Annotated in this window: 26 protein-coding genes and 1 tRNA gene; 18 read left to right on the top strand and 9 right to left on the bottom strand. The window is 64.1% G+C overall.

The features are described from left to right. Positions 1 to 307 precede the first annotated feature (307 nt). A tRNA-Gly gene (locus ACVJ19_RS34680) sits at positions 308 to 381 on the top strand. Positions 382 to 453: 72 nt separating this feature from the next. Here ACVJ19_RS34680 and ACVJ19_RS34675 read toward each other — a convergent pair. Together ACVJ19_RS34675 and ACVJ19_RS34670 are read right to left on the bottom strand one after the other, a co-directional pair. Beyond that, entirely contained in the window at positions 454 to 576 is a 123-nt protein-coding gene (locus tag ACVJ19_RS34675) for a hypothetical protein (RefSeq protein WP_453953544.1), read from the bottom strand. A 26-nt stretch (positions 577 to 602) separates the two neighbouring features. Further along, positions 603 to 812, bottom strand: coding sequence for a hypothetical protein (locus ACVJ19_RS34670; RefSeq protein WP_018647175.1), 210 nt, complete (start codon positions 810 to 812; stop codon positions 603 to 605). A 93-nt stretch (positions 813 to 905) separates the two neighbouring features. Between ACVJ19_RS34670 and ACVJ19_RS34665 the strand changes: the two genes are divergently transcribed. From ACVJ19_RS34665 to ACVJ19_RS34635, 7 genes are all read left to right on the top strand, one after another. Further along, positions 906 to 1,388: a metallophosphoesterase family protein gene (locus ACVJ19_RS34665; RefSeq protein ID WP_453953543.1), complete on the top strand. Its 483-nt coding sequence runs from the start codon at positions 906 to 908 to the stop codon at positions 1,386 to 1,388. A gap of 279 nt (positions 1,389 to 1,667) precedes the next feature. Further along, entirely contained in the window at positions 1,668 to 1,931 is a 264-nt protein-coding gene (locus tag ACVJ19_RS34660) for a hypothetical protein (protein WP_453953541.1), read from the top strand. A gap of 156 nt (positions 1,932 to 2,087) precedes the next feature. Further along, complete coding sequence (gene gmd, locus ACVJ19_RS34655; RefSeq protein ID WP_453953540.1) at positions 2,088 to 3,158, top strand: GDP-mannose 4,6-dehydratase; 1,071 nt, start codon at positions 2,088 to 2,090, stop codon at positions 3,156 to 3,158. After that, positions 3,139 to 4,083, top strand: a complete 945-nt coding sequence (gene fcl, locus ACVJ19_RS34650; RefSeq protein ID WP_453953539.1) for a GDP-L-fucose synthase — start codon at positions 3,139 to 3,141, stop codon at positions 4,081 to 4,083. The genes gmd and fcl overlap by 20 nt, the downstream gene beginning before the upstream one ends. A gap of 75 nt (positions 4,084 to 4,158) precedes the next feature. Then, positions 4,159 to 4,611 (top strand): DUF2231 domain-containing protein, encoded by a 453-nt coding sequence (locus ACVJ19_RS34645; protein ID WP_453953537.1) that lies wholly within the window; start codon positions 4,159 to 4,161, stop codon positions 4,609 to 4,611. After that, the gene (locus tag ACVJ19_RS34640) at positions 4,608 to 5,942 is read left to right on the top strand and encodes a PQQ-dependent sugar dehydrogenase (RefSeq protein WP_456739485.1); all 1,335 of its coding nucleotides are present in this window, start codon (positions 4,608 to 4,610) and stop codon (positions 5,940 to 5,942) included. The genes ACVJ19_RS34645 and ACVJ19_RS34640 overlap by 4 nt, the downstream gene beginning before the upstream one ends. 32 nt (positions 5,943 to 5,974) lie before the next feature. Then, a complete protein-coding gene (locus tag ACVJ19_RS34635; protein ID WP_453953536.1) occupies positions 5,975 to 6,178 on the top strand; it encodes a hypothetical protein in 204 nt (67 codons plus the stop codon). A gap of 5 nt (positions 6,179 to 6,183) precedes the next feature. Here ACVJ19_RS34635 and ACVJ19_RS34630 read toward each other — a convergent pair whose 3' ends face one another. Beyond that, complete coding sequence (locus tag ACVJ19_RS34630) at positions 6,184 to 7,119, bottom strand: sugar kinase (protein WP_453953535.1); 936 nt, start codon at positions 7,117 to 7,119, stop codon at positions 6,184 to 6,186. Beyond that, positions 7,103 to 8,149: an SPFH domain-containing protein gene (locus ACVJ19_RS34625; protein WP_453953534.1), complete on the bottom strand. Its 1,047-nt coding sequence runs from the start codon at positions 8,147 to 8,149 to the stop codon at positions 7,103 to 7,105. The genes ACVJ19_RS34630 and ACVJ19_RS34625 overlap by 17 nt, the downstream gene beginning before the upstream one ends. 112 nt (positions 8,150 to 8,261) lie before the next feature. On the opposite strand from ACVJ19_RS34625, the gene ACVJ19_RS34620 reads away from it, so the two are divergent. Continuing rightward, positions 8,262 to 9,014, top strand: coding sequence for an NUDIX hydrolase (locus ACVJ19_RS34620; protein WP_453953533.1), 753 nt, complete (start codon positions 8,262 to 8,264; stop codon positions 9,012 to 9,014). A 219-nt stretch (positions 9,015 to 9,233) separates the two neighbouring features. On the opposite strand, the gene ACVJ19_RS34615 is transcribed toward ACVJ19_RS34620, so the two are convergent. The 3 genes from ACVJ19_RS34615 to ACVJ19_RS34605 form a co-directional block, all read right to left on the bottom strand. Further along, positions 9,234 to 9,746, bottom strand: coding sequence for a methyltransferase family protein (locus ACVJ19_RS34615; RefSeq protein ID WP_453953532.1), 513 nt, complete (start codon positions 9,744 to 9,746; stop codon positions 9,234 to 9,236). Positions 9,747 to 10,023: 277 nt separating this feature from the next. Then, positions 10,024 to 10,569 (bottom strand): RNA polymerase sigma factor, encoded by a 546-nt coding sequence (locus ACVJ19_RS34610; RefSeq protein ID WP_453953530.1) that lies wholly within the window; start codon positions 10,567 to 10,569, stop codon positions 10,024 to 10,026. Positions 10,570 to 10,574: 5 nt separating this feature from the next. Next, entirely contained in the window at positions 10,575 to 10,781 is a 207-nt protein-coding gene (locus ACVJ19_RS34605) for a YgaP family membrane protein (protein ID WP_453953529.1), read from the bottom strand. Between the two features lie 550 nt (positions 10,782 to 11,331). Between ACVJ19_RS34605 and ACVJ19_RS34600 the strand changes: the two genes are divergently transcribed. The 6 genes from ACVJ19_RS34600 to ACVJ19_RS34575 all read left to right on the top strand — a co-directional run bounded on the left by ACVJ19_RS34600 (position 11,332) and on the right by ACVJ19_RS34575 (position 17,359). Further along, entirely contained in the window at positions 11,332 to 12,729 is a 1,398-nt protein-coding gene (locus ACVJ19_RS34600) for an MFS transporter (RefSeq protein ID WP_453953528.1), read from the top strand. A 122-nt stretch (positions 12,730 to 12,851) separates the two neighbouring features. Next, the gene (locus tag ACVJ19_RS34595; protein ID WP_453953527.1) at positions 12,852 to 13,679 is read left to right on the top strand and encodes a 3-keto-5-aminohexanoate cleavage protein; all 828 of its coding nucleotides are present in this window, start codon (positions 12,852 to 12,854) and stop codon (positions 13,677 to 13,679) included. Positions 13,680 to 13,809: 130 nt separating this feature from the next. Beyond that, positions 13,810 to 15,015 carry an MFS transporter gene (locus tag ACVJ19_RS34590; RefSeq protein WP_453953525.1) on the top strand — a complete coding sequence of 402 codons (1,206 nt, stop codon included), beginning with the start codon at positions 13,810 to 13,812 and terminating at the stop codon, positions 15,013 to 15,015. 173 nt (positions 15,016 to 15,188) lie between these two features. Next, positions 15,189 to 16,418, top strand: coding sequence for a CaiB/BaiF CoA transferase family protein (locus ACVJ19_RS34585; protein WP_453953524.1), 1,230 nt, complete (start codon positions 15,189 to 15,191; stop codon positions 16,416 to 16,418). Between the two features lie 238 nt (positions 16,419 to 16,656). Further along, positions 16,657 to 16,872, top strand: coding sequence for a hypothetical protein (locus ACVJ19_RS34580; RefSeq protein WP_063682708.1), 216 nt, complete (start codon positions 16,657 to 16,659; stop codon positions 16,870 to 16,872). A gap of 94 nt (positions 16,873 to 16,966) precedes the next feature. Further along, a complete protein-coding gene (locus tag ACVJ19_RS34575; RefSeq protein ID WP_453953523.1) occupies positions 16,967 to 17,359 on the top strand; it encodes a RidA family protein in 393 nt (130 codons plus the stop codon). Between the two features lie 188 nt (positions 17,360 to 17,547). On the opposite strand, the gene ACVJ19_RS34570 is transcribed toward ACVJ19_RS34575, so the two are convergent. Further along, a complete protein-coding gene (locus ACVJ19_RS34570) occupies positions 17,548 to 18,219 on the bottom strand; it encodes a TetR/AcrR family transcriptional regulator (RefSeq protein WP_453953522.1) in 672 nt (223 codons plus the stop codon). A gap of 315 nt (positions 18,220 to 18,534) precedes the next feature. Between ACVJ19_RS34570 and ACVJ19_RS34565 the strand changes: the two genes are divergently transcribed. The 3 genes from ACVJ19_RS34565 to ACVJ19_RS34555 all read left to right on the top strand — a co-directional run bounded on the left by ACVJ19_RS34565 (position 18,535) and on the right by ACVJ19_RS34555 (position 22,583). After that, the gene (locus ACVJ19_RS34565; protein WP_453953521.1) at positions 18,535 to 19,770 is read left to right on the top strand and encodes an acyl-CoA dehydrogenase family protein; all 1,236 of its coding nucleotides are present in this window, start codon (positions 18,535 to 18,537) and stop codon (positions 19,768 to 19,770) included. Between the two features lie 140 nt (positions 19,771 to 19,910). Next, positions 19,911 to 20,969: a phosphotransferase family protein gene (locus ACVJ19_RS34560; RefSeq protein ID WP_453953520.1), complete on the top strand. Its 1,059-nt coding sequence runs from the start codon at positions 19,911 to 19,913 to the stop codon at positions 20,967 to 20,969. Between the two features lie 363 nt (positions 20,970 to 21,332). Beyond that, positions 21,333 to 22,583 (top strand): IS110 family RNA-guided transposase, encoded by a 1,251-nt coding sequence (locus ACVJ19_RS34555; protein ID WP_453948482.1) that lies wholly within the window; start codon positions 21,333 to 21,335, stop codon positions 22,581 to 22,583. Between the two features lie 210 nt (positions 22,584 to 22,793). On the opposite strand, the gene argE is transcribed toward ACVJ19_RS34555, so the two are convergent. After that, entirely contained in the window at positions 22,794 to 23,972 is a 1,179-nt protein-coding gene (gene argE, locus ACVJ19_RS34550; RefSeq protein WP_453953518.1) for an acetylornithine deacetylase, read from the bottom strand. Between the last annotated feature and the right edge of the window lie 324 nt (positions 23,973 to 24,296).

Genomic DNA, 24,296 nt, shown 5'->3' with positions numbered 1-24,296 from the left:
CAGACGAAAAAGGCGCGGCGGGGAGGCCCCGTCGCGCCCGATTTCTTGCTCGCTGGTCCAGGGCTGAGAACGCCCCGATGCCAAGGCCAATTCAAAGCCTAGCGGGCGATCCCAGCGAGGTGACAGCGCTTGAGATAAGACACTGGATCACCTCCTTTCGTTGGTTTCGGGAGCTCCAATATAGGGCGAGATCACCCCGCCGTTAAGGGGCGGCACGAAAGGCCGGGAACAAGGTCGCTCGTGACACGGGAAAGACCGTCCAGAGGCAGTTGAGACCGCCGCCCGGCCGTGTTAGGGGATCGCCAACGCGGGTGTAGCTCAATGGTAGAGCAGCAGCCTTCCAAGCTGAATACGAGGGTTCGATTCCCTTCACCCGCTCCAACGATTTCAATTACTTATTCTGCCTCGATTGTTCGTTCGCACAGCAGCGCTGCCGCTCATCCGGACGGCGAGTCAGAATGGCCAGGCCCTGGTTGCGACGAAGATTGCCGCATCAGCCACGGCCATCAGCAGCAGGACGATGAGGACGGCGATGATCGCTCCGGGCCGGGCGATCGCGCGCAAGTCTTCATGCATCGATCGTCCCCGGCTTTGGGGCGCCATCACCTTGCCATCGGCTTTTGTGGATCATCGCGGCGCTGCGCCGCTTCCGTGTTCCGGTCCAGTTGCGCCCGCTCGCTGCGGCGCAAGTGTCCCGATCGTCTGACGCCATACCAGATCACAGCGCCAAGGACGAAGGCGCCGATGAACCATAGCCACAACGCTGTGGCCGAGACGTCTCCCAAAAACATGCCAACGCCGCTATTGCCCATCCGTGTGCTCCCGTTAGTTATGCGGGCAATGCGGGCGCGCCGTCGTGGTTCCTAAGCGCGGGCAAGGCATCGGCAGGACGTCAGGAGAGCGCGGTGATTACGATCGGGGTGATTTCGGACACGCACGGGCTCCTGCGGCCGGAAGTCGCGCATTGCTTCGCGGGGGTCGCGCATATCATTCACGCCGGCGATATCGGCGCCGAGCATGTGCTCGAGGCGCTGCGCAGGATTGCGCCTGTGACGGCCATCCGCGGCAATGTCGATAGCGGCGACTGGGCGCGGAACTATCGCGATACGGAAACCGTCCGCCTCGGCCGGTACTTGTTCTATGTCCTGCATGATCTGAACGAACTGGAGAGCAAGCCTGCTCCCGACGGCGTCGACGCCGTGATTTGCGGTCATTCGCATCGCGCGAGCGTCAGGACGGCCGACGGCGTCCTTTATCTGAATCCCGGAAGTGCCGGGCCGAGGCGCTTCAAGCTCCCGATCACGCTGGCGACGCTCGATCTCGATGATGGTACCGAGCTTCGACCGGTCATGCACACGCTCGGTGGGACTCTCACTCCGAGCACTTAATTGATCTTTTGGGCCCGCACATCGATGCGGTAGAGCGGATCATCCTCCGGTGGACAACAAGGGACCAATCGCCTCCGTTGGAGCTGAGTGTCGAGGAATATCGCGCCATCCAGTTGAACGGCGGGGACCGGCGAGGCGTTCCTAATCGTCAGCCGGGTCCACGCTCGGAACATATGACCCGCAACAGGACAATGGAGGAGGCGAGCGGACGCAGCTTAGGAACGATCGAGCCGGGTTGCGGTTGCGGCAATGAAGGCAGTCAAATGAAAGTGTGATTTGATGACGCACATCATCTTCAGCGACTATCGCAATCCGGCTGCCGAGCAAGCTTATGACATCGCCTGGGACTTTCTCGTGCGGACGGGAGCAATCCGGGATGAATTCGAGGCGTGCGTATTTCTCGCGCAGCGCGTCGCCACGATGGTCGACGAAGGACAGACCAATTGCATCCGGATGGCCAATCGTGCGATCTCCCAATATCAGCACCACATTGGCGAACGCGAAGATCTCGTCCGATGTGGCGGCCGTCGCAGCGCGCAGTGAGCCTGCGGGCCCTCCGCGTGCCGGAATTGCCGAACGGAGCCGGTAACCCTTGTCCCATATTGGGTTGACCCCGGCGGCCGATCTGTCAGAGAAAGACGGCGGCCGGGACGGGAATCCGGCGGCCCCTCGGGGCGCTGTTGGGAACGGGTAGCACATATGGCTGAGCGGATCGCTCTCATCACCGGCGTGACCGGCCAGGACGGCGCCTACCTCGCCGAATATCTGTTGTCGCTCGGCTATGTCGTGCACGGCATCAAGCGGCGCTCGTCCTCGTTCAACACGGCGCGCGTCGACCACCTCTACCAGGACCCGCATGTCGGCAACGTGCCGTTCCTGATGCACTATGGCGACATGACGGATTCGACCAATCTGATCCGCCTGGTGCAGCAGATCCGCCCCACCGAGATCTACAATCTCGCCGCGCAGAGCCACGTCGCCGTCAGCTTCGAGAGCCCGGAATACACGGCCAACGCCGACGCCATCGGCGTGCTGCGCTTGCTTGAAGCGATCCGCATCCTCGGCATGGAGAAGGAGACGCGGTTCTACCAGGCCTCGACCTCCGAGCTCTACGGCCTCGTGCAGGAGATCCCGCAGAAGGAGACGACGCCGTTCTATCCGCGCTCGCCTTACGGTGTCGCCAAACTCTACGGCTACTGGATCACGGTGAACTACCGCGAGGCCTACGGCATGTTCGCCAGCAACGGCATCCTGTTCAACCATGAGAGCCCGATCCGCGGCGAGACCTTCGTCACCCGCAAGATCACCCGTGGCGTGTCGCGCATCGAGGTCGGGCTCGAGGACACGCTCTATCTCGGCAATCTCGAGGCCAGGCGCGACTGGGGTCATGCCAGGGACTACGTCGAGGGCATGCACAAGATCCTGCAGGCCGACAAGGCGGATGATTTCGTGCTCGCCACCGGCGAGATGCATTCGGTGCGCGAGATGGTCGAGCTGTCGTTTGCGCAGGTCGGCCGCCGCATCGAATGGCGGGGGGCGGGTGTCGAGGAGACCGGCATCGATGCGAAGAGCGGCAAGGCGGTCGTAAAAATCGATCCGACCTATTTTCGCCCGACCGAGGTCGATCTCCTGATCGGCGATGCCAGCAAGGCGCGCGAGGTGCTCGGCTGGACGCCGAAGCGGACGTTCACAGAGCTCGTCGCGGAGATGATGAGAAGCGATCTGGCCGAGGCGAAGCGGGATGCAGGCCATGGCCAACGCAGCGTTTGAGCTGAAGGGCAAAAGCGTCTACGTCGCCGGCCATCGCGGCATGGTCGGCAGCGCGATCGTGCGCCGGCTCGGAGCGGAGGGCGTCCAGCTCGTCACGGTGGCTAGGGGCGAGGTCGATCTGCGCAACCAGGCCGCGGTGTTCGACTGGTTCGCGAAGGTGCGTCCGCAGGTGGTGTTTCTCGCCGCGGCCAAGGTCGGCGGCATCGTCGCCAACGACACGCTGCGCGCCGAGTTCATCTACGACAACATCGCGATCGCCGCGAACGTGATCCACGCCGCGCATCAGAGCGGCGCAGAGAAATTGATGTTCCTCGGCTCCTCCTGCATCTATCCGAAGCTGGCGCCGCAGCCTCTGCGCGAGGACTCCGTGCTGGCAGGCCCGCTGGAGCCGACCAACGAGCCCTATGCGATTGCCAAGATCGCAGGGATCAAGATGGTCGAGGCCTATCGCAGCCAGTATGGCTGCGACTTCATCAGCGTGATGCCGACCAATCTCTACGGCCCCGGCGACAATTATCATCCGGAAATGAGCCACGTCGTCGCCGCCCTGATCCGCCGCTTCCACGAGGCGAAGCAGTCGGGCGCCGGGCGCGTCGTCGTCTGGGGCACCGGCACGCCGCGGCGCGAGTTCCTCTATGTCGACGACATGGCGGATGCCTGCGTGCACCTGATGAAGACCTATTCCGCTGCGGAACTGGTCAATATCGGCACCGGCGAGGACATCACCATCGCCGAATTCGCGCGGCTCGTCGCCGGCATCGTCGGGTACAACGGAGAGATCTTTTTCGACACCTCGCGCCCCGACGGCACCCCGCGCAAGCTGCTCGACGTCAGCCGCCTCGACAAGCTCGGCTGGCGCGCGACGACGTCGCTTCACGATGGCTTGAAGCGTGCATACGCGGCGTATCAGGCGGGCGCGCAGTGACCGCGCTGCAGTAGGAACCTTCGCCGCAAGCGCGAGTTGGCCGGTCGGGCGGGCGAAAGTCATGCGAGGCCGACCGTGCAACAAGACGTGCGTGTGCGCAGCACCGCGCAAATCGCGGGCCATCCGATTCATCCGATGCTGGTGCCGATCCCGATCGCATGCTTCATCGGCGCGCTGCTGACCGACATTGCCTATGTCGCCAGTGCCGAGATCATGTGGGCGAATTTCTCCGCCTGGCTTCTGCTCATTGGCGTCATCTTCGGCGTGCTGGCGGCGATTGCGGGCCTGACCGATTTCCTCGGCAACCGCCTGGTGCGCGCGCAGCCGCCGGCCTGGCCGCATCTGCTCGGCAACGCAGTGGTGCTGGTTCTCGCCATCCTCAATGCGCTGATTCACACGCGCGATGCCTGGACCTCGGTGTGGCCGACCGGGCTCATCCTTTCGGTGCTCACCGTGCTGATCCTGCAGGTCACCGGATGGCTCGGCTGGGCCATGGTCTATCGCCACGGCGTTGGAGTTGCGCGATGACGTCCATGCTTGCCCGCGCGCTGTTGTGCTCCTCGCTGCTGTGCCTTGCCGGCTGCAATGACGGCAGCGGCGATCCCAATGCGCAGATCGGCGCCAACCCGAAACTTCCCGAGATCCAGCAATACCTGCTGCCGCCGATGCACATCGCGCGCATCGTCGGCTGGAAGAAGGACGAGACGCCCTCGGTCGCACAGGGCTTGCAGGCCAAGGCCTTCGCAACGGGCTTGCAGCATCCGCGCTTCCTCTACGTGCTTCCCAACGGCGACGTGCTGGTGGTGGAATCCAAGGCGCCGAAGGGCGCTCCGATCAAGCGACCCAAGGAAATCGCGATTGGCTATGTCGAGTCCTGGGCGACGTCGGGCGGCGATACCGGACCTAGCAATCGCATCACGCTGCTGCGTGACACCAACGGCGACGGTGTGCCCGATACGCAGAGCGTGTTCCTCGACCATCTCAACTCGCCGTTCGGCGTCGCGCTGGTCGGCAACGATCTCTATGTCGCCAACACCGACGCCATCGTCAAATATCCCTACACCGAAGGTGATACCAAGATCACCGCGCCGGGCACGGTGCTGACGCCGCTGCCGGGCGGCCCGATCGATCATCACTGGACCAAGAGCCTCGTCGCCAGCCCCGACGGTTCAAAGCTCTATGCGGGCGTCGGCTCCAACAGCAACATCACCGAGAACGGCATGGAGGCCGAGCACAATCGCGCCGCGATCCTCGAGGTCGACCGCGACAGCGGCCGCTGGCGCATCTTTGCAAGCGGCTTGCGCAATCCGAACGGCCTTAGCTTCGAGCCGCAGACCGGCGCGCTGTGGACGGTGGTGAACGAGCGCGATGAGCTCGGCCCCGACCTCGTGCCCGACTACATGACATCGGTGAAGGACGGCGGCTTCTATGGCTGGCCCTACAGCTATTACGGCCAGCACGTCGATCCCCGCGTCAAGCCGGAGCGGCCCGATCTCGTCGCCAAGGCAATCGTGCCCGACTACGCCCTGAGCTCGCATGTCGCCCCGCTCGGAATGGCCTTCTATACCGGGACCAGCCTGCCAAGCGCCTATCGCGGCGGCGCCTTCGTCGGCGAGCACGGCAGCTGGAACAGGCAGGTGCTGAACGGCTACAAGGTCGTGTTCGTGCCGTTCAGCGAGGGCAAGCCGAGCGGACCGGCGCAGGACGTCGTCACCGGCTTCCTCAACAGCGACAATCACGCGCGCGGCCGTCCTGTCGGCGTCGCCATCGACAAGACCGGCGCGCTGCTGGTCGCCGACGACAGCGGCAACACGGTGTGGCGGGTGAGCGCGGCGCATCCGCAGCTCACGCAGCAATAGAGCATGGATTGAGAGAGCTGGAGGAGGAGACCATGGGCCTTGCTCAATACGCGGTCGTGCCGGTGCAGGACGAATGGGGCGTGCTGCACGACGGCGACGTCAAGAGCAGATACGCCACCAAGGAAGCCGCCTTCGAGTCGGCGGTCGCGGCAGCCTCTCTGGCCCTACGCGAGGGCCACGAAGTCCATGTCAGCGTGCCCGGCCGCGAGGCCGGCGAGAGCGCGCTTGGCAGCTGACATCATCACACGATCAATCGCCCACGCCGCGCGGCAATTGCGATCGTGACCTCGGCGCCGGCATTGAAATCGAGCCGGTCGGCTTCGACGCCGTCGCTGAAGATGACGCCGTTTTCCGCCATCAGCGAGCGGATGCGCAATTGCTCGGCGCCAGCGAGCCGGCCGCAGACGAGATTGGTCTGCGAATGGCGGCTGGGGAAGGGCTCGCGCACGGCGAAGCGCAACTCTGCTGCGTCCCAGGGCAGGGCGTCGTAACTCGCCGGCGGGGAGGGCTGGCCGAAACTGCCGGCGATCGCCAGCGAGCCCGTGACGATGCTTTTGAACCAGGCGGTCGATCCGAGCCCGGTCGAGACGATCAGCCCGCTCGAGGACTGCCGTTCGGTCAATTCGCCGGCCGCGATCTCGTAGACCGCGGAGACATGCGTGCGTGCGCCGACGAACAGGTCGTTGACGGCGTGCAGCACCTGGCCGTCGCTGAGCCGCGCCTCTGCCATCGTCACGGCCTGGCTGCCGCGCTTGTCTGCGGCGACCTCCGGCAGGAGCTTTGCGAGGTCGCGGGGCGCGAAGGGCAGGAGAATGCCGTCATAGCGCGCAGGGTCCGGATTGACCCCGATCAGCGGATGGCCGTCGAGATATTTCATCGTGTTGGCGACGACACCGTCCTGGCCGAGCGCAACCACGATGTCATCGGGCGCGAAGATGAAGTTGGGCAGGAAGCTGCGCTCGATGACCTGGTACCGCCCCCATTGCTCCAGCACCTGCAGCGTCGTGTGACGCTGCGCCTGATAGACCTCGTGCTCGCGCTCATAGTCGGAGAAGTCGGCGCCGAGATGCTCGACATAGAAGCGCGCCTGCGCCGGCGTCAGGTAACGCGCGATCAGGTCTTCAAGCCTGGTCTTGCGCGTCACCAGCACGATCTTGCGGTCATTGGCGGCGGGCACTGCCGGCCTCCATCGGCTTCGGCTTCTCCATCAACTGGCTGAGGAGGTCCGGAGAGACGTTGAGCTGGCCGATCTTCTCTGCCTTTTCGGCGATGCCGGAGAAGGCTTGCGCGATCAGCTGGCCCGGCTGCATGCCGGCAGCCGCGAGTGCCTGGATCACGCGGGTGTCGACGCCCTCGAAGATCTTCATCAGCGCGCCGACCCGATAGGCTTCCGCGTCGGCCAGCGTCCTGGTGTTCTCGGCGTTGAGACCGACGAAATCCTTGCGCTTGCCTTCCAGCACGATGTCCGCGGCCATGCCGGCCTGGCGCAGTTCGTTGCGCTTGGCGGCGACGCTCGCCTCGGCGTCCATCTGGGTCTCGCGGATCGACCGCTTCTTCTGCTCGACCGCGATCTCGGTGTCGAGTTCGCTTTCGCGAATGGCGCGCTCCTGCTCGACGGCAAAATTGCGCCGGGCGAAGATCGCCTCGTCGGCATTCTTCAGGATCGCCTCGCGCGCTTCCGCTTCCAGCGCCTTTGCGGTGTCGGGCGTCGGCTTGATGCCGCGAATGGACACGCCGAGGATTTCGAGGCCGAGAGCGGCGATGTCGGCGCGCCCTCTGAGCCCCGCCTCGATGATGCCAGCGATGCGGTCAGAGGACTGTAGCGCGTCCTTCAGCGTCAGTTCCTTGATCGCCTGCTGGGCGAGGACCTCGACCGTGCCGAGGATGCGCTGCGGCAGCTTCTCGGGATCGTCGGTCTCGTAGGTCTTGCCGTCGGCCTTCAGCGTGAAGTCGAGCATCGAGGCCGCCTTCTTCGGCTCGCTGATGCGATAGGTGACGTGGCCCTGCACCGTCAGCGTCTGAAAGTCGCGCGCGATCTGCTGGAAGATGAAGGAGGCGTCGCGGCTGCCGATGGGCACGGCGACGAGCATGGTCACCGGCGCGTAATAGAGCGCGGAAAGTCCGGCGCCTTCGGCGATAACAGCGCCGGCGCGATACTTCATCAGATAGGTGGTGGGCTGAGCCTTGATGAACCTGACGCCGAACATGGCCTTCTCCATGGGTCTTAGTATGGGTCTTAGTAAGTGTGCCTGAGCAACTAAGTAAGTTGGACTGTACAACTAACTATGCTACTGTCAAGGCTGAACAGCGGAGTTGGCGATGGCAGGCGAGGCCCGGAGCAAAGACCTTGGCAAAGACCTTGGCAAAAACCTTGGAAAGTCTGGACAATTGGACTTTCCGCGGCCCCTGACCACGGTCGACGTCGTGATCTTTGCGATCCTGGGCGACAGCCTCCAGGTGTTGCTGGTGCAACGTCCGAACGGTGAGGGCGAGCCGTTTCCGCTGGCGTGGGCGCTGCCGGGCGGCTTCGTCGACGTCACGAAGGACCGCGATCTTGCGGCCTGCGCGGCCCGCAAGCTCAGGGAGAAGACCGGGGTTGCCAGCCCTTATCTCGAGCAGCTCGGAAGCTGGGGCAGCGCGACGCGCGATCCGCGCGGCTGGTCGGCAACGCACGCTTATTTCGCGCTGATCCCGGACCAGGCGGGCGAGCTCGCGCCCGATGCACGCTGGTTTCCGCTTCCAGAGGGCAGGCTCAAGGACAAGCTCGCCTTCGATCACGGCGACATCCTGGCAACCGCAATCCAGCGCCTGCGCAACAAGGTCGAGTACACCTCGCTGCCGGCCTATCTGATGCCGGCGGAATTCACGCTGCCGGACCTGCAGCGGGTCTACGAGATCGTGCTCGAACGTCCCCTCGAGAAAAGTGCCTTCCGGACGCGGATCCTGTCGGCCGACATGATCGAGCCGGTTGCGAAGATGCGGCGCGGCCCGAACCGTCCGGCGCAGCTCTATCGCCTGAAGAAGGGCAGGGAGCCGGTGTATTTCGTGCGGACGTTCAACCCGCCGGAGTGATCTCGCGCGGCGCCATGCCGAGCCGACGTGCTGCGAGCATGACCGCCGCTCGGAGTAGGGCTATCGCATATGAAGAAAAAACGTGGCGGGCAGCTTGCCTGCGGCCCATCCTTCGAGACGCCCGCCTAAGGCGGGCCCTCAGGATGAGGTCGCGTTTGCAGCGGCGTTTTTCAGGCGAGGCGAGCCCAAACTTGCCGCAGGGAACACAACCGCCCGACCTCATTGCTTTGCGGGCTGTCGCCAAGGGGCCACCCGCGGAACCCAGCGGCGGACGTTCGCGCGATATGCCTCGTACTCTGAACCAAACGTGCTCCGCAAAGTCGGCTCTTCATAGGCAACGACGAACAGGTGGAAGAAGAGCCAGAGCAATGCCCCCCACAGAACTAGGCGCCAATCGCCAAACAACATAGCCTGACCAAGGATGATTGCGACGACAGCGAGGTAGATCGGATTGCGCACATGCCGGTAGAGACCTGTGACCACCAGGTTCTTGGTTGGCGCAACGGGCGCAGGTGTGCCTAGTCCTTGAAGCGCAAATCGTGCAAAGGAGTCCACGAGTCCGGGCAAACCGACCAAGATGAGGAGGACGCCGACTGATCGCGCGCCCTCAAGACCGAAAAAAGCAGGCCTGAACTCCCAGCGAGTCATCGACCACGGGATCAGCCCTGCGAGCACACACGGCGCGACCAAGAAGAATAGTGCAGAGCCCAAGACGGCACTCACCCTTTGCATGGTCCCCCCCTGATGCTTTCGCTGGCGGCGCTATTTATTGAAAGAGCATCTGTTGAATCGCGACGGCCTTGCGAAAGCGTCTCGACCAAGCCCACAGTCCAGCACATCGGGCATCCGCGTAACGCGACGAGGGCGGCAACGCCCGCGCCCAAGGATAGCCAAGGGTGCGCGGTCTGGTGGACGATGGCCCAAGCGAGTAGCGCCGCCGCAGCTGCGCCGCGCATCAGGTGTGCGCCCAGGAAAGCGCTCCCGAACATGCCGACTCCACGAAAGTAATTCATGTGCTCTCTCGTCCGCTGTCCTTTGTGCCGAGCAGGTATTCGCGCACCAATGTGCGGGCGCGGCGCAGGCGGCTTTTGGCCGCTTCGCGCGTCACGCCGAGCCGCCCGGCGATTTCCCCAATCGTCAGATCTTCGAGATCTCGCAGCAGCAGCACTTCGCGATGCGACGGCGAAAGCGACTCGATCGCATTGACCAAATCTATGCGTAACTCGTCCGGCGGGACCTTTGCGAGCTCGCGTGACTCTTCCAGGCTGGCGAGTTCCTCGACTCCGCGCATCAGCATCAGCGCCGGCAGCATGCAAAGGCGCGCGATGACGGTTAGCAGCCAGCCAGCGAGTGCGGCTGGACTGCGGATCGTGCCCACGCGCCGGTACACGACGATGAGTGCTTCTTGCACCACATCTTCGATGACCGAGGTGCGGTGGCAAAGGCGCCGGGCGTAGCGTCGAATGTTCGGCTGCAGCGCCACCAAGAGCTGTGTGAGCGCGTGCCGATCGCCCGACTGTGCCGCGAGCAAGAGATCGTCTGATACGCGCGCCAAGGCGGTCACCCCTTCAGTGGCCCGCGCCCGGCGACGGCGCAAGCAGGACAATAGCCGAACACGCCAGTGACCAGCGTCACCACACCTGCACCGCTGAGCAGTAGCCCGAGCGGCGAAGCGTGCAGCGCAACCACGCCGCAGATGAGCATCAAGCCCCCGCCGATCAGCCTAGCCGCGCGCTCCCACCCGCCAACGTTCTTCCTATACCACATGGCTCTGTGCTCAGGTTCGTGACACGCCGCTATGGCGCCTTCATCTAGACAGGAGGGCGCAAACCCGGCGCCGGGGTCGCGGCCCAAAAAATAATTTTAGGGGGTGGCAGCTTCAGGAGGCTGGCGTGGGCGTCGGGCGCGGGCTCCGCGAAATTCGGAAGGCGGCCGCCCATGAGGCGTAGCGCAAAATCGCAGTCTGTCGCAGGTCATCCGGCCGGATCGCATCGGCGGGCCGCTGCATCATAGCGCCACGGCAAAGCAGTAGTGCCCATCTTCATCGGCCGTGATGCCCGTCTCGGCCCTTCGGTTCGATCCAAGTTCCTACCGCCCGGAGGGGAGACGCTCCGGCCTAGATAACATCATGTTAGGTTTATCGCATAACTGGGTAATTGTGTTAGCCCGGCGAAAGCCTATTGTTGCGACCAATCAGACAGCCATCGGCAATGACAAGCGCTCCGCGAAGCTTCGCAGAGCGCGTGGAGAGTGCTGTCCGATTTCGAACGAAGCCCGCCAACGGGACGTCGATAAACCCAGAGGAGGAATTTCTGAGATGACCACGACTCGCGCGATCCACGACATGGGTCAGTCCAAGAAGGCTGCAGCGAGCGGCTGGATTGGGTCGGCTCTCGAATATTATGATTTCTTCATCTACGCGACTGCCGCTTCGCTGATCTTCCCGCAAATCTTCTTTCCGTCCGACAATCCGACCGTCGCAATCGTCGCATCTCTGGCCACCTATGGCGTCGGCTATGTGGCTCGTCCCATCGGCGCCTTCGTGCTCGGACATTGGGGCGACACGCATGGGCGCAAGACGGTGCTCATCGTCTGCATGTTCCTGATGGGCATCTCGACCATGGCCGTTGGCCTTCTGCCGACCTATCAGCAGGTCGGCATCCTCGCGCCGATCCTCCTCGTCATGCTGCGTCTCGTTCAGGGATTTGCCGTTGCCGGTGAAATCTCCGGCGCGAGCTCGATGATTCTGGAGCATGCGCCGTTCGGCCGGCGCGGCTTCTACGCGAGCTTCGCGCTTCAGGGCGTTCAGGCCGGACAGATTCTCGCAGCAGCCGTCTTCCTGCCGCTGGCGGCCTATATGCCGACCGAGGCCTTCAACAGCTGGGGCTGGCGGATTCCCTTCCTGCTCAGCTTCTTCGTCATCGTCGCCGGCTACATCATTCGCCGCGAAGTCGACGAAACCCCGGCCTTCACCCGCGAGGGCGAGCAGGGGGAAACGCCGCGGGCGCCCATCGTCCAGGCCATCAAGCTGAGCTGGCGCGACATGCTCAGGGTCATCTGCATGGCCCTGATGAACGTCATCCCCGTCGTTGCGACCATCTTCGGTGCGGCCTACGCGGTCCAGCCGGCCTATGGCATCGGCTTTGCCAAGGACGTCTATCTCTGGATCCCGGTGCTCGGAAACATGCTGGCGGTGTTCGTCATTCCCTTCGTCGGCCATCTCTCCGACAAGATCGGCCGCAAGCCTCCGATCATCGTGGGCGCGCTGCTCTCCGGCCTGCTCGCGTTCGGCTATCTCTACGCCATCAGCATCCGGAACGTGCCGCTGGCGATCCTCTTGTCGCTCCTGATGTGGGGCGTCGTCTATCAGGGCTACAACGCGATCTTTCCGAGCTTCTATCCGGAGCTGTTTCCGACCCGCACCCGGGTGTCGGCGATGGCGATCTCGCAGAACATCGGAACGACCATCACCGCGTTGCTTCCGGCCGTGTTTGCGACCGTGGCGCCTCCCGGCTCGGCCAACATTCCCTTGACGGTCGGGGCGATCGCCTTCGGCATCACGGTCATCGCGGCGCTGGCGGCCGTCTCGGCGCGGGAGACCTATCGGATCCGCATCGACGATCTCGGCAATCCCAAGGCCGTTCCGATGGCGCGGGACGACTATGAGCGGCAGCGCGCGGGGGCGGCCAGCGGTGCGGCCGCAGTTCAGACCTGACGCTGACGTAAGAAAGCCGTGCCGCTGCGATCGATGATGTTTGCAGCGGCAGGGCTCGACTTGTTATGTAACCGCCCAGTCGAACCCGGCGCGCGCGAGCGCGATCATCATGAGGTCCAGGGATGAACCCCGTCGTCGTTGCAGTCGCTATCACCGGCTCCGTTCCGCGCAAGAAGGACAATCCGGCAGTGCCCATCCTGCCGTCCGAACAGATCGAATCGACCCATCAGGCCTTCGAGGCCGGCGCCACGCTCGCCCATATCCATGTTCGCAACGATGACGAGACGCCGTCCTCGGATCCCGAGCGCTTTGCCCTGGTGCAGGAGGGCATCAGGATACATTGTCCGGGGATGATCGTTCAGTTCTCGACCGGCGGGCGAGGGCGCGATCCCTCGGCGCGTGGCTCATCGCTCTATCTGAAGCCGGACATGGCCTCGCTGTCCACGGGCTCGGTGAACTTTCCGACCATCGTCTACGAGAACAGCGCCGCTCTCGTCGAGACGCTCGCCACCGGCATGAAGGCGAATAACGTCCGGCCGGAAATCGAGATCTTCGATTTGTCGCATCTGCATGGCGCCCGCCGCCTGATCGAGTCGGGACTGATGGATGCGCGTCCGCATGTGCAGTTCGTCATGGGCGTCAAGAACGCGATGCCCGCGGACGAGCACGTCCTCGACATCCTGCTGGGAGAGCTCAAGCGCCTGATCCCGAAAGCGACGTGGACGGCTGCCGGGATCGGGCGGCACCAGGCCGAGGTCATGGGCTGGGCGCTCGCGCGGGGCGCCGACGCAGTCCGCACCGGGCTCGAGGACAATATCAGGATCGACAAGACGCGCCTGGCCGCCAGCAACGCGGAGCTCGTGACCGTCGCCTGCGAGGCTGTCACGCGCCACGGCCGGCGCGTCGCGACCGCGGCCGAGGCGCGATCCCTGCTCGGGCTCGCGGGATAGGGGCTACTGCCTCCTCCTGACATGCTCCCGGCTGCCTTCTGCCATTCGGCGGCCGGCGTTCCGCTGCGCCAAGACTCCCGCTATGACGGGTCTGTGCACAGGCACGCAGCTGGGGCAGGCGACGTTTGGAATGCAATTCTTGAAATCTGACGGCAGGCTCATCGGGGTCCTGCTGGTTCTTGCAATCACCCAGCTCATTGGATGGGGAACGATCGGCCTTCCGCCCATCATCGGCCGCGACCTTGCCGCCGATCTCGGCATGAGCCTGCCGATGGTGTTTGCGGGCACCTCCACGCTGTATGTCACCATGGGGCTGTGCGCGCCCTGGCTCGCCAAGGCTTTTGCGCGGCACGGTGCCCGCAAGGTGATGATGGTGGGCACCGTCGTGGCCGTGCCAGGTTACGTCGCTCTGTCTCTTGCCCACGAGCCGATGCTCTATTTCGTGGCATGGGTCATTCTCGGCATGGGCGGAGCCGCGACGCTGTCGACGGGCTCCTATATCATGCTCAACGAGGTCGCCGGCCGGCAGGCCAAGAGCGCGATCGGCGCGCTTATGCTGGTGACGGGACTGTCCGGCAGCATCTTCTGGCCGACCACCTCGTTCCTGAGCGGCCATTTCGGCTGGCGCGGCACCTGCCTCGTCTACGCCGCCATGCTGATTCTTGTTTCGCTTCCGCTGTATGCTTTCGCGACTCCGCGCCGGGCCGTCGCGAAGGAAGGGGACACCGCTCCCGCAAGGCGAACCAATGCGCTGTCAATTCCGCGGAGCACGTTCGGCCTCGTCGTCGCGGCGATCACCGTCAATGCCTTCGTCACTTTCGGCCTGAGTGCCGTTTTCATCGAATTGCTGCGCGCCGAGGGGCTGGCGCCCGCCCAGGCCATCGCCTTCGGCTCGATGCTCGGCGTGATCCAGGTCAGCGCCCGCGGGCTCGACTTCCTCGGCGGCGGGCGCTGGGACGGCATCACGACGGGCCTTGTCGCCGGCACGGCGCTGCCCGTGGCCATGCTGCTGTTGATGCTGAGCGAGGGGGCGACCTGGGCGGTCGCTGTCTTCATCCTGCTCTATGGCGCCGGCAGCGGTGCGATGGCGGTGGCGCGGGCGACCATCCCGCTGGTGTTCTACGACCAGGCCGAGTTCGCCAAGGCGTCGTCGATGATCGCGCTGCCGCTCAATCTGGCCTCCGCCATCTCGCCGCCCGTTCTTGCCGGCCTGCTCACCCAGTTCGGCAGCCGCGGTGCGCTCGGTCTCACCTTCGTCTGTTCCTGCGCGGCGGTGCTGATCCTGGTTCTGCTCAGTCGCCGCCGTCCGCAGGCGGCCGCGGCTGCTGCGACCTGACCGGCTAATATTCGCAGAGCGGAAATTGGCCGGTGCCGGCGGCGTCGCTCACGGCCAGGGGATGGCCGTATGCCCCAGGTGCAGTGCTCAGAACGCCAAAATGGTGTATCCGCAAGAAGCGCAGCCCGCGATCTCGCCGCCGCGCCAACACCAGTTCCCCGGAGGAAACCGACATGTCGGCCTTGCCGCTCTCAGGCATCAAGATCCTTGACCTCACCCGTGTGCTCGCCGGGCCCTTGTCGGCCCAGATGCTGGGCGATCTGGGTGCGGAGGTCATCAAGATCGAGCGGCCGGGCACCGGCGACGACGCGCGCGCCTTCGGCCCGCCTTACCTGAACGATCCCGAGGGCAAGGCGAACAACAACAACTCGTTCTATCTCTGCGCCAACCGCAACAAGAAGTCGGTCACGGTCAACATCGCCAAGCCCGAGGGGCAGGCGATCATCCGCGAGCTCGCCAAGGACGTCGACGTCTTCATGGAGAACTACAAGGTCGGCGATCTCAAGCGCTACGGCCTCGACTACGAGACGATCAAGGCGATCAACCCCGGCATCATCTATTGCTCGGTGACCGGCTTCGGCCAGACCGGGCCGTACGCGCCGCGCGCCGGCTATGACGCCATCCTGCAGGCGATGGGCGGCCTGATGAGCGTCACCGGCCATATGGACGGCGAGCCCGGCGAGGGCCCGATGAAGGTCGGCCCGTCGATCGTCGACTACATGACCGGCATGAACACCTCGATCGGGATTCTCTCGGCGCTCTACCATCGCGACGCCAATGACGGGCAGGGCCAGCACATCGACGTCTGCCTGTTCGACACCGTGATCGCATCGCTGTCGCACTGGCTGCAGATCTACCTCGTCAACGGCAAGACCCCGCCGCGCCGCGGCACCTGGGGCAATGGCGGCATGCCGGCCGGCGTGTTCCGCTGCACCGACGGCGAATTGATGCTGGTGGTCGGCAATGACGGTCAGTTCCAGCGCACCTGCGCCGTGCTCGGCGAGCCCGAGCTCGCCAATGACAAGCGCTTCATCAAGAACAACGACCGCGTCGTGCACGGCAAGGAGATCATGGCAATCTTCGCCGGCCTGTTCCTGAAGAAGCCGGTGGCCTACTGGCTGGACAAGCTGGAGGAGGCCGGCGTGCCGTCAGGCCCGATCAACAATTTCGAGCAGGTGTTCTCCGATCCGCACGTCCAGTCGCGCGGCATGCGGGTGAAGACCGCGCACAAGTTCGAGCCGGAGCTGTCGCTCATCCGCAACGCGCTGACCTTCTCGGAAACCCCGATCGAGACTTACCGCGCCCCGCCGCTGCTGGGCGAGCACACGCAGGAAATTCTCGGCGGCAAGCTCGGCTACGATGCCGGGAAGATCGAGGAGTTGAAGAAGCAGGGGATTATTTAGCTTCGACGAAGCGGCGAGTTGCGGGAGAGGGCGGCTCGCCGGCAAGCGAAGAAGTGAATCCAGCCAGTGCCCGGCACCGGATCGCTGAGCATAGACTGGTGACGACAAATTGGCGCTCGCGCGGCCTTGCGTGGAGCTTGCGCGCAATCCCCAGATAATCGCGGTCCGTAGTCGCACCGGCTTTCACTCTGCGCGCGACTCTGATTCGATCTCTCCACGTGAGCGCGGGAGGGAATGAATGTCCTACACCATCGGGTTCCAGTCCAAGAACCAGAAGTCCATTCTGGCAACCGAGGCGGCAACCGCCAATCAGGCCGTCGCCATCATTGCCGCGCTGCGGCAAAGCGCCGACGAAATAAAGTTCATCCGCTCGCCGCAGGAAGGCGAGATGGGCATCGAGATGCTGCTGCTGCTCGCCAAGGAAGAGGCCGAGGAGATGCCGCAGCGGGCGTAACGGGCCACCACCACACTTCGGTCAGAAGCGAAGCATGCCGGCTGCAGAATAGTGTAGCAAGGCGCCAGTCTCGCTCGAACCGAAGGTGGCCGCCATGAAACGCGAAGCGCTCCGCGTCGAACCGATCTCGTCGTATCTCGATCGCTGGAAGGCGCCGACCTCGCCGGTGACGCGCGCCGGCAACATGATCTTCGTCGCCGGCCTGCCGCCGTTCGACCCCGAGACCGGCGAAATCGCCGCCGCGCCGATCGAGCGCCAGAGCGAAATCATCATGGAGCAGATGAAGCTGTGCCTCGAGACGGCCGGCGCCTCCCTCGACAACGTCATGAAGTGCAACGTCTACTGCACCTCGACCAAACACTTCGCCGCCTTCAACGCGGTCTATGCGCGCTACTTCCCGCATGATCCGCCGGCGCGGATCTTCGTCTGCACGCCGGAATGGTTCGCCCCCTTCGACGTCGAGATCGACTGTATCGCGATGATGTGAGGTGGTGGCTGCTCTCGGGTTTTCCCTGTGGCCATCCTTCGAGACGCCCGCTTGGGCGGGCTCCTCAGGATGAGGTGGAGAGTGCGGTTGCAGACTTAACGGGCAACGATGCCGATTAGCCTCAACCTGACCGCGAAGCGGTCGTCTCGAAGGACGAGGCGTTCACTCGATTTGATCGCGCTCATTCGTCAGCGCACATCCCGCGCTAATGCGCGTGCGGGCGCCTTCGTCTCCGTCCGTCCCGCCGTCAGCGCCATCGTCGCCACGCTGACGACGCGCGCGACCACGTCCTCGACGTCGTCGAGGTCGCATTTGCCTTCCGACAGCTTTGTCAGCCGCTCACTCTCGCGGATGGTGTGGTGGGCCATGGCGAGCGCGAAGTTGAGGCCCCAATAGATATCGACGTCGCTGCGGTCGGGCAGGGACCTGCGCATCGCGCCGGCGAATTTGCGCAAGTGGTCGATCTCGCGGTTCTTGATGCGGCGGATCGGCGGCACGGATTCGATCGAGGCGCGGATCATGAAGCGCGCCGCGGTCGAGCGCTGGTTCTCCGGCCCCAGGCAGCCCCGCAAGGTCGGCCCGACCAGCGCGCGCAGGATCACCTCGATCGGCGCGCGGCCGCCGCCTTGCTCCTCCGCCGCCTTCAACTCGCGCAGGCGCTCGCGGTTGGTGGCGATGGAGCGGGTGACAAACAGTTCCGCGATCAGCTCATCCTTGGAGCCGAAATGATAGTTCACCGCCGCGAGGTTGACGCCGGCCTCCGCGACGATGTCGCGCAGCGTCACGTCGCCGAAGCCGCGATCGGCATAGAGCCGTTCGGCGGCGGCGAGAATGGCAGACCTCGTATGATCGCTGGCCATGACTCTTGTCCCATCATTCCGGGGCGACGCGCCAGCGTCGAACCCGGAATCTCGCGCCACATTTCGGGATTCCGGGTTCAGCCCTGCGGGCTGCCCCGGAATGACGTCGTGAGCGAGGGAGTTGCAATTCAAACAGTTGTATGAAACTATCGTTTGAAGGCCGGGAAAAGTCAATCCGCAATCGGGACCCGTTCGCAACTGCGATGGGTTCCGCAAGCGCCTCGCAAGGCCAGCGCATTCGCGCTTGCGAGCCGTGCGCAGCGGGAGGACAGTCCGGCGCAAAACGACCAGCGAGAGAGAAACGAGGAGCGTCCCATGGATTTCGACCTGTCCCCCAAGCAGAAGGAATGGCTCGACCGCGTGCGGTCCTTCATGGCCAAGCACGTGCGCCCGGCGGTGCCTGTTTATGACGAGCAGGATCGCAGCGGCGAGCGCTGGAAGGTCATCCCGGTGCTGGAGGACCTCAAGAAGAAGGCGAAGGCCGAAGGCCTCTGGAACATGTTCATGCCGCCGAACGAGCATGAAGATGATGAATTCCGTGGCGCGGGATTGACCAATCTGGAATACGCGCTGCTGTCGGAAGAGATGGGCCGCATCACCTGGGCCTCGGAAGTGTTCAACTGTTCCGCGCCCGATACCGGCAACATGGAAGTGTTCATGCGGTACGGCACCAAGGAGCAGAAGCGCAAATGGCTGCGTCCGCTGATGGACGGCGAGATCCGCTCGGCGTTCCTGATGACGGAACCCGCGGTCGCTTCGTCCGACGCCACCAACATCGAGACCCGCATCGAGAAGGACGGTGATCACTACGTCATCAACGGCCGCAAATGGTGGTCGTCGGGCGTCGGCGATCCCCGCTGCAAGATCGCGATCCTGATGGGCAAGACGGACCCTTCGGCCGCCAAGCACCAGCAGCAGTCGCAGATCCTGGTTCCGCTCGACACATCAGGCATCAAGGTCGAGAAGATGCTTCCCGTGTTCGGCTTCGACGACGCGCCGCACGGCCACGCGCAGGTGCTGCTCGAGAACGTGCGTGTGCCGAAGGAGAACATGTTGCTCGGCGAAGGCCGCGGCTTCGAGATCGCGCAGGGCCGCCTCGGCCCCGGCCGTATCCACCACTGCATGCGCACCATCGGCAAAGCCGAGGAAGCGCTGGAAAAGATGGTGAAGCGGCTCGCCTCGCGCACTGCGTTCGGCAAGAAGATCATCGAGCATTCGGTGTGGGAGCAGCGCATCGGGGAGGCTCGCACCGACATCGAGATGAACCGCCTGCTGTGCCTCAAGGCCGCCGACATGATGGACAAGGTCGGCAACAAGACCGCGCAGCTCGAGATCGCCATGATCAAGGTCGCCGGTCCCAACATGGCCTTGAAGATCATCGATCAGGCGATCCAGGCTTTTGGCGGCGCCGGCGTTTCGGACGAGGCGGGCCTTGCCAAGGACTATGCCCACATCCGCACGCTTCGTCTCGCCGACGGTCCGGACGAGGTGCACAATCGCGCCATTGCCAGACTTGAACTTCGGAAGTATGCAAACTCTCCCAGTCGTTAAGAGGGAGAGCCGGGAGGCGCTCCCGATCTGAAGAAAAGATAGGGCATGATTGGGTGACCGCTTGACGCAAGTGCGTCAGCGGTTACCGATTAGGATCGTGCTCGACCTGAAATGGTCAGGACTGAAGAGGGAGCGTCACCGTGGCTGACGGCGTCAGGAAAGACGAGGAGTTCTCGGGCACCAAGCCGGTCGAGGAGCGGCATCGTTTCGACGAGCTGCGCCTCGAGGCGTGGATGCGCGAGAACGTCGAAGGTTTTGAAGGCCCGCTGGTCGTCCTGCAGTTCAAGGGCGGCCAGTCCAATCCCACCTACCGCCTCAACACGCCGAAGCGTTCCTACGTGATGCGCCGCAAGCCGTTCGGCAAGCTGCTGCCCTCGGCGCACGCGGTCGATCGCGAATATCGCGTCATCGCAGCCCTCGGAAAGCAAGGCTTTCCGGTCGCGCGCGCTTACGCGCTATGCCAGGACGACAGCGTCATTGGTGCGGCCTTCTACATCATGTCGATGGAGGAGGGCCGCGTGTTCTGGGATCCGACGCTGCCGAGCCAGGATGCCGACGCGCGCCGAAAAATCTTCACCAGCAAGATCGAGACGCTGGCCAAGCTGCACATGTTCGATCCCGTCGCGATCGGCCTCGGCGACTTCGGCAAGCCCGGCAACTATTTTGCCCGGCAGATCGACCGCTGGACCAAGCAGTACCGGGCGTCCGAGACCCAGCACATTCCGGAGTTCGAGAAGGTCGCGGACTGGCTGCCCAGGACGGTGCCGGAGCAGGCGCGCGTCTCGATCGTTCACGGTGACTACCGCCTCGACAACATGATTTTCCACGCAACGGAACCGCGTGTGCAGGCCGTACTGGACTGGGAGCTGTCGACGCTCGGCGATCCCATGGCCGACTTCACCTATCTGCTCATGCAGTGGATCATGCCGGGCCTGCACGGCGTCGACCTCAAGGCGCTCAACATCCCGAGCCTGGAAGAGGCGGCGCAGATCTATTGCAACGTCACCAGGATGAGCGTCCCGGACCTCAACTGGTACTTCTCCTACAATCTGTTCCGCCTCGCGGGTATCACCCAAGGTATCGCCGGCCGCATCCGCGACGGCACCGCCGCCAACGCCAAGGCGCTCGAATCCGCCAAGCGCACCGTGCCGCTGTCGCGGGCCTCATGGGAATACGCGCAGAAGGCGGGCGCGGTTTAGGACCAGCGAGCGCGCGGCCGATGGCCGCGCCTTTTTCTTCGCACAGCTCGTAGGGTGGGCAAAAGCGCGTAGCGCCGTGCCCACCATCTCTCTGCGATCGCGGTAACAGTGGTGGGCACGCTTCCGCTTTGCCCACCCTGTACCCTTTTGGGGTTCGCATCCAGTCGAAGGTGTAGACTGGAACACGGGCCGATCCGCCGGGAGCAGCCTTGCCCACCTGTGTCTTGAACACCGACGTAGGAGCCGCGCCCCGGCAGAGCGGCCGCGGTCGAGATCCAGTAGGAGGTTCGCGCCGAGAGCGCCAGTACAGGGATCGATCAGGATCGCGGTGGCCCGCTTTTTGAGAGCAAGGAGGTCCCAACAATGCTCGAAGATGTACGCTGGTTCGTCGGGATCGATTGGGCAACGCAGAGCCATAGCGTTTGCCTGCTGGATACCGAAGGAAGACAGGTTGCTCACTGCGAGTTCGCCCATGAGGGTGCGGGCCTGACGGAGTTGCGCGACTGGCTGCTGCAGAAGACCAACGCCGCACCGGGGCAGATCGCCGTGGCGATCGAGATGCCGCACGGCCCGGTGGTGGAGGTGTTGCTCGAACACGGGTTTGCGGTGTTCGCGATCAATCCCAAGCAGCTTGACCGCTTCCGTGATCGCTTCACGGTGGCTGGTGCCAAGGATGACCGCCGCGATGCCCATGTGCTCGGAGCTTCGCTCCGCACGGATCGCGCGGCGTTCCGTCGGCTTGTGGTCGACGATCCCACGATGATCGAGCTGCGCGAGTGGTCGCGCTTGGCCGACGAACTGCAGCAGGAGCGCACACGTCTTGCCAACCGGCTGCGCAAGCAGTTGTGGCGATATTATCCGCAGGCCACCAAGCTGACCGACGATGTCGCTGACGAATGGTTCCTGGCGCTTTGGCAGATGGTGCCGACGCCGGCCCGTGCGGCCAAGGCCAGCGAGAAGGCAATTGCACGCGTTCTGAAAGCCCATCGCATCCGCCGCCTTGATGCGGCGGGGGTGCTTGAAACTTTACGCGAGGCCCCGCTGTTCGTGGCACCCGGCACCACCGAGGCCGCCTGCGCACACATCCGCAGCTTGGCGGCACGACTGCACCTGGTCAATCAGCAGATCAAGGAGGCGCATCAGAACCTGGACCGTCTGTGCGTCGCAATCGAAGGCGAGGAGAAGGCCTCGGGGCAGAGCTCGGAGCAGTGCGACGTGACGATCCTTCGCTCCTGGCCAGGAATCGGCAGGATCCATCTCGCCACACTGCTCGCCGAGGCCGCAGAGCCTCTGCGCAGGCGAGATTATCATGCTCTGCGCGCCTTGGCAGGGGCCGCGCCGGTGACGCGGCAAAGCGGCAAGCAACGCTTCGTGATCCGTCGCCTCGCCTGCAACAGGCGGCTACAGAGCGCCGTCCATCACTGGTCGCGGGTCGCCATCCAACACGATGAGGCCAGCAGGCGACGCTATGATGCCTTGCGACAGCGAGGACATGGCCACGCGCGTGCTCTGCGCACTGTAGGGGATCGCTTGCTCTTTGCCTTGTGCACGACGCTCAAGCGACACACCCCATACGAGGCGGACTATAGCGCAAGGACCTCCACTAAAGCCTGAGCCTCATTCCTTTGTTCGGCCGGTGTGACCATTCCTTCGTCCCGACCTGCCGATCGCCACAGCGCCGCGCGCAGACGCTGTCCAGGAGGCCGTCGGCACCGGCAACGCCGGCGCGAAGCGTCCTGGACGGCGGCGAGCACGGCGCTATGCTCGCCCATCAAGGACGTCTACCTCTTGACCACGGGTAGGAGGTCCTACGGCAGCGTCGCTTTACGATGCCGCCTTCGCACAATGCGCAATCAGCCTCTCCACGAAGCCCGCGCATTTCTCCAGCTCGGCCATCTCCACGAACTCGTCCGGCGTGTGCGCCTGCGCGATCGATCCCGGACCGATCACGACCGACGGGATATCGGCCATGCTGGCGAACAGGCTGGCCTCGGTGCCAAACGCGACCTTGGCGTGGTCGTTGCGCCCCGCAAGGCTCTTGGCGAGGGTGACGATGGCGGCATCGGCCGCGGTGTCGAGCGCGGGATAGTCGAGGATCTCCTCGAAATCGATGCCGCAGTCCGGATGCCTTGCCTTCATCGCCGGCTCGATCTCGGCCTTGGCCCAGGCGACGATCGCATCCGTGACCTCGCGCGACTCGGTGATGCCGATGCCGCGGCATTCGAAATCCACCGTGCAGGTGTCAGGCACGATGTTCAGCGCGGCGCCGCCATGCACGATGCTCGTGAGCAGGGTCGAATGCGGAACGTCGTAGAGACTGTCCTTTGATCTCACGGCTGCGAGTTGCACCGCACGGCGGCGGATCTCGACGATCAGCTCGGCGGCATATTCGATCGCGTTGACGCCGTCGGGCGCGATCGAGGAGTGGCGGGCGAGCCCGCGGAACGTCGCGCGCACGCCGTGCTTGCCCTTGTGGCCGATGATGACCTTCATCTCGGTCGGCTCGCCGATGAAGGCGCCGAGCGGTTTTATCCGTTTCTTCGCGACCTCGCCGAGCATCGGCCGCACGCCGACGCAGCCGATCTCCTCGTCATAGGAGATCGCGAGATGAATCGGCGTTGCCAGCTTCGCTTCCACCATCTCCGGCACCATGGCAAGGCACACCGCGACGAAGCCCTTCATGTCGGTGGTGCCGCGGCCAAAGAGCCGGCCCTCGCGCTCCACCAGCTTGAACGGATCATGGCTCCAGTCCTGGCCGACGACAGGCACCACGTCGGTATGGCCCGACAGCACGAAGCCCGGCTGGTCCTGCGGCCCGATCGTGACCCAAAGCGAAGCCTTCTGCCCGGTCTCGTCGGTGATGCGCTCGCCCTTGATGCCGAACGAGGCGAGATAGCTTTCGATATGGGCAATCAGCGGAAGGTTGGTGCGGTCGCTGACGGTGTCGAAGCCGATGAGGTCGGCGAGAAGTTTTCGGATACGGTCGGGTCTTGAGCTTGGCATGGTCACGGTCTTGTCAGGGAATGGAGGCTGGACTGCCTGCAGGAACCATACCAAGCTGACGGCCGGTGGCGCAAATCAACACGAGAGCTTCGTAGGGTGGGTTAGCCCTGCAGATGCGCGAAGCGCGTCTGCGGGGCGTAACCCACCACTTCCGTCTCCGCGGACGCAGAAGAGGTGGGTTACGCTAGCGGACCGCGCTTTGCGCGACCGCGAGCTAACCCACCCTACGCATCCACAATTCCTTGTGTTGCCCGTCAGGCAAAACACCCAAACGATCGGTCAATCCACGTCGCCAAAAATATTCCACTTTACCGAAATTCGGAA

It is taken from the genome of Bradyrhizobium sp. USDA 376 (genome assembly GCF_054063675.1).
Note: the sequence above shows the minus strand (reverse complement) of the source record. Positions and strands in the feature narration are given on the sequence as shown.

Excerpts from the sequence above, each read along its gene's own strand:
- ACVJ19_RS34605 (WP_453953529.1), bottom strand. The coding sequence starts at position 10,781 with ATGTGGTATAGGAAGAACGTTGGCGGGTGGGAGCGCGCGGCTAGGCTG.
- ACVJ19_RS34625 (WP_453953534.1), bottom strand. The coding sequence starts at position 8,149 with ATGTTCGGCGTCAGGTTCATCAAGGCTCAGCCCACCACCTATCTGATG.
- ACVJ19_RS34595 (WP_453953527.1), top strand. The coding sequence starts at position 12,852 with ATGAACCCCGTCGTCGTTGCAGTCGCTATCACCGGCTCCGTTCCGCGC.
- argE (WP_453953518.1), bottom strand. The coding sequence starts at position 23,972 with ATGCCAAGCTCAAGACCCGACCGTATCCGAAAACTTCTCGCCGACCTC.
- ACVJ19_RS34585 (WP_453953524.1), top strand. The coding sequence starts at position 15,189 with ATGTCGGCCTTGCCGCTCTCAGGCATCAAGATCCTTGACCTCACCCGT.
- ACVJ19_RS34575 (WP_453953523.1), top strand. The coding sequence starts at position 16,967 with ATGAAACGCGAAGCGCTCCGCGTCGAACCGATCTCGTCGTATCTCGAT.
- ACVJ19_RS34620 (WP_453953533.1), top strand. The coding sequence starts at position 8,262 with ATGGCAGGCGAGGCCCGGAGCAAAGACCTTGGCAAAGACCTTGGCAAA.
- ACVJ19_RS34580 (WP_063682708.1), top strand. The coding sequence starts at position 16,657 with ATGTCCTACACCATCGGGTTCCAGTCCAAGAACCAGAAGTCCATTCTG.
- gmd (WP_453953540.1), top strand. The coding sequence starts at position 2,088 with ATGGCTGAGCGGATCGCTCTCATCACCGGCGTGACCGGCCAGGACGGC.
- fcl (WP_453953539.1), top strand. The coding sequence starts at position 3,139 with ATGGCCAACGCAGCGTTTGAGCTGAAGGGCAAAAGCGTCTACGTCGCC.
- ACVJ19_RS34600 (WP_453953528.1), top strand. The coding sequence starts at position 11,332 with ATGACCACGACTCGCGCGATCCACGACATGGGTCAGTCCAAGAAGGCT.
- ACVJ19_RS34615 (WP_453953532.1), bottom strand. The coding sequence starts at position 9,746 with ATGCAAAGGGTGAGTGCCGTCTTGGGCTCTGCACTATTCTTCTTGGTC.
- ACVJ19_RS34675 (WP_453953544.1), bottom strand. The coding sequence starts at position 576 with ATGCATGAAGACTTGCGCGCGATCGCCCGGCCCGGAGCGATCATCGCC.
- ACVJ19_RS34590 (WP_453953525.1), top strand. The coding sequence starts at position 13,810 with ATGCAATTCTTGAAATCTGACGGCAGGCTCATCGGGGTCCTGCTGGTT.
- ACVJ19_RS34640 (WP_456739485.1), top strand. The coding sequence starts at position 4,608 with ATGACGTCCATGCTTGCCCGCGCGCTGTTGTGCTCCTCGCTGCTGTGC.
- ACVJ19_RS34565 (WP_453953521.1), top strand. The coding sequence starts at position 18,535 with ATGGATTTCGACCTGTCCCCCAAGCAGAAGGAATGGCTCGACCGCGTG.
- ACVJ19_RS34635 (WP_453953536.1), top strand. The coding sequence starts at position 5,975 with ATGGGCCTTGCTCAATACGCGGTCGTGCCGGTGCAGGACGAATGGGGC.
- ACVJ19_RS34660 (WP_453953541.1), top strand. The coding sequence starts at position 1,668 with ATGACGCACATCATCTTCAGCGACTATCGCAATCCGGCTGCCGAGCAA.
- ACVJ19_RS34555 (WP_453948482.1), top strand. The coding sequence starts at position 21,333 with ATGCTCGAAGATGTACGCTGGTTCGTCGGGATCGATTGGGCAACGCAG.
- ACVJ19_RS34570 (WP_453953522.1), bottom strand. The coding sequence starts at position 18,219 with ATGGCCAGCGATCATACGAGGTCTGCCATTCTCGCCGCCGCCGAACGG.
- ACVJ19_RS34670 (WP_018647175.1), bottom strand. The coding sequence starts at position 812 with ATGGGCAATAGCGGCGTTGGCATGTTTTTGGGAGACGTCTCGGCCACA.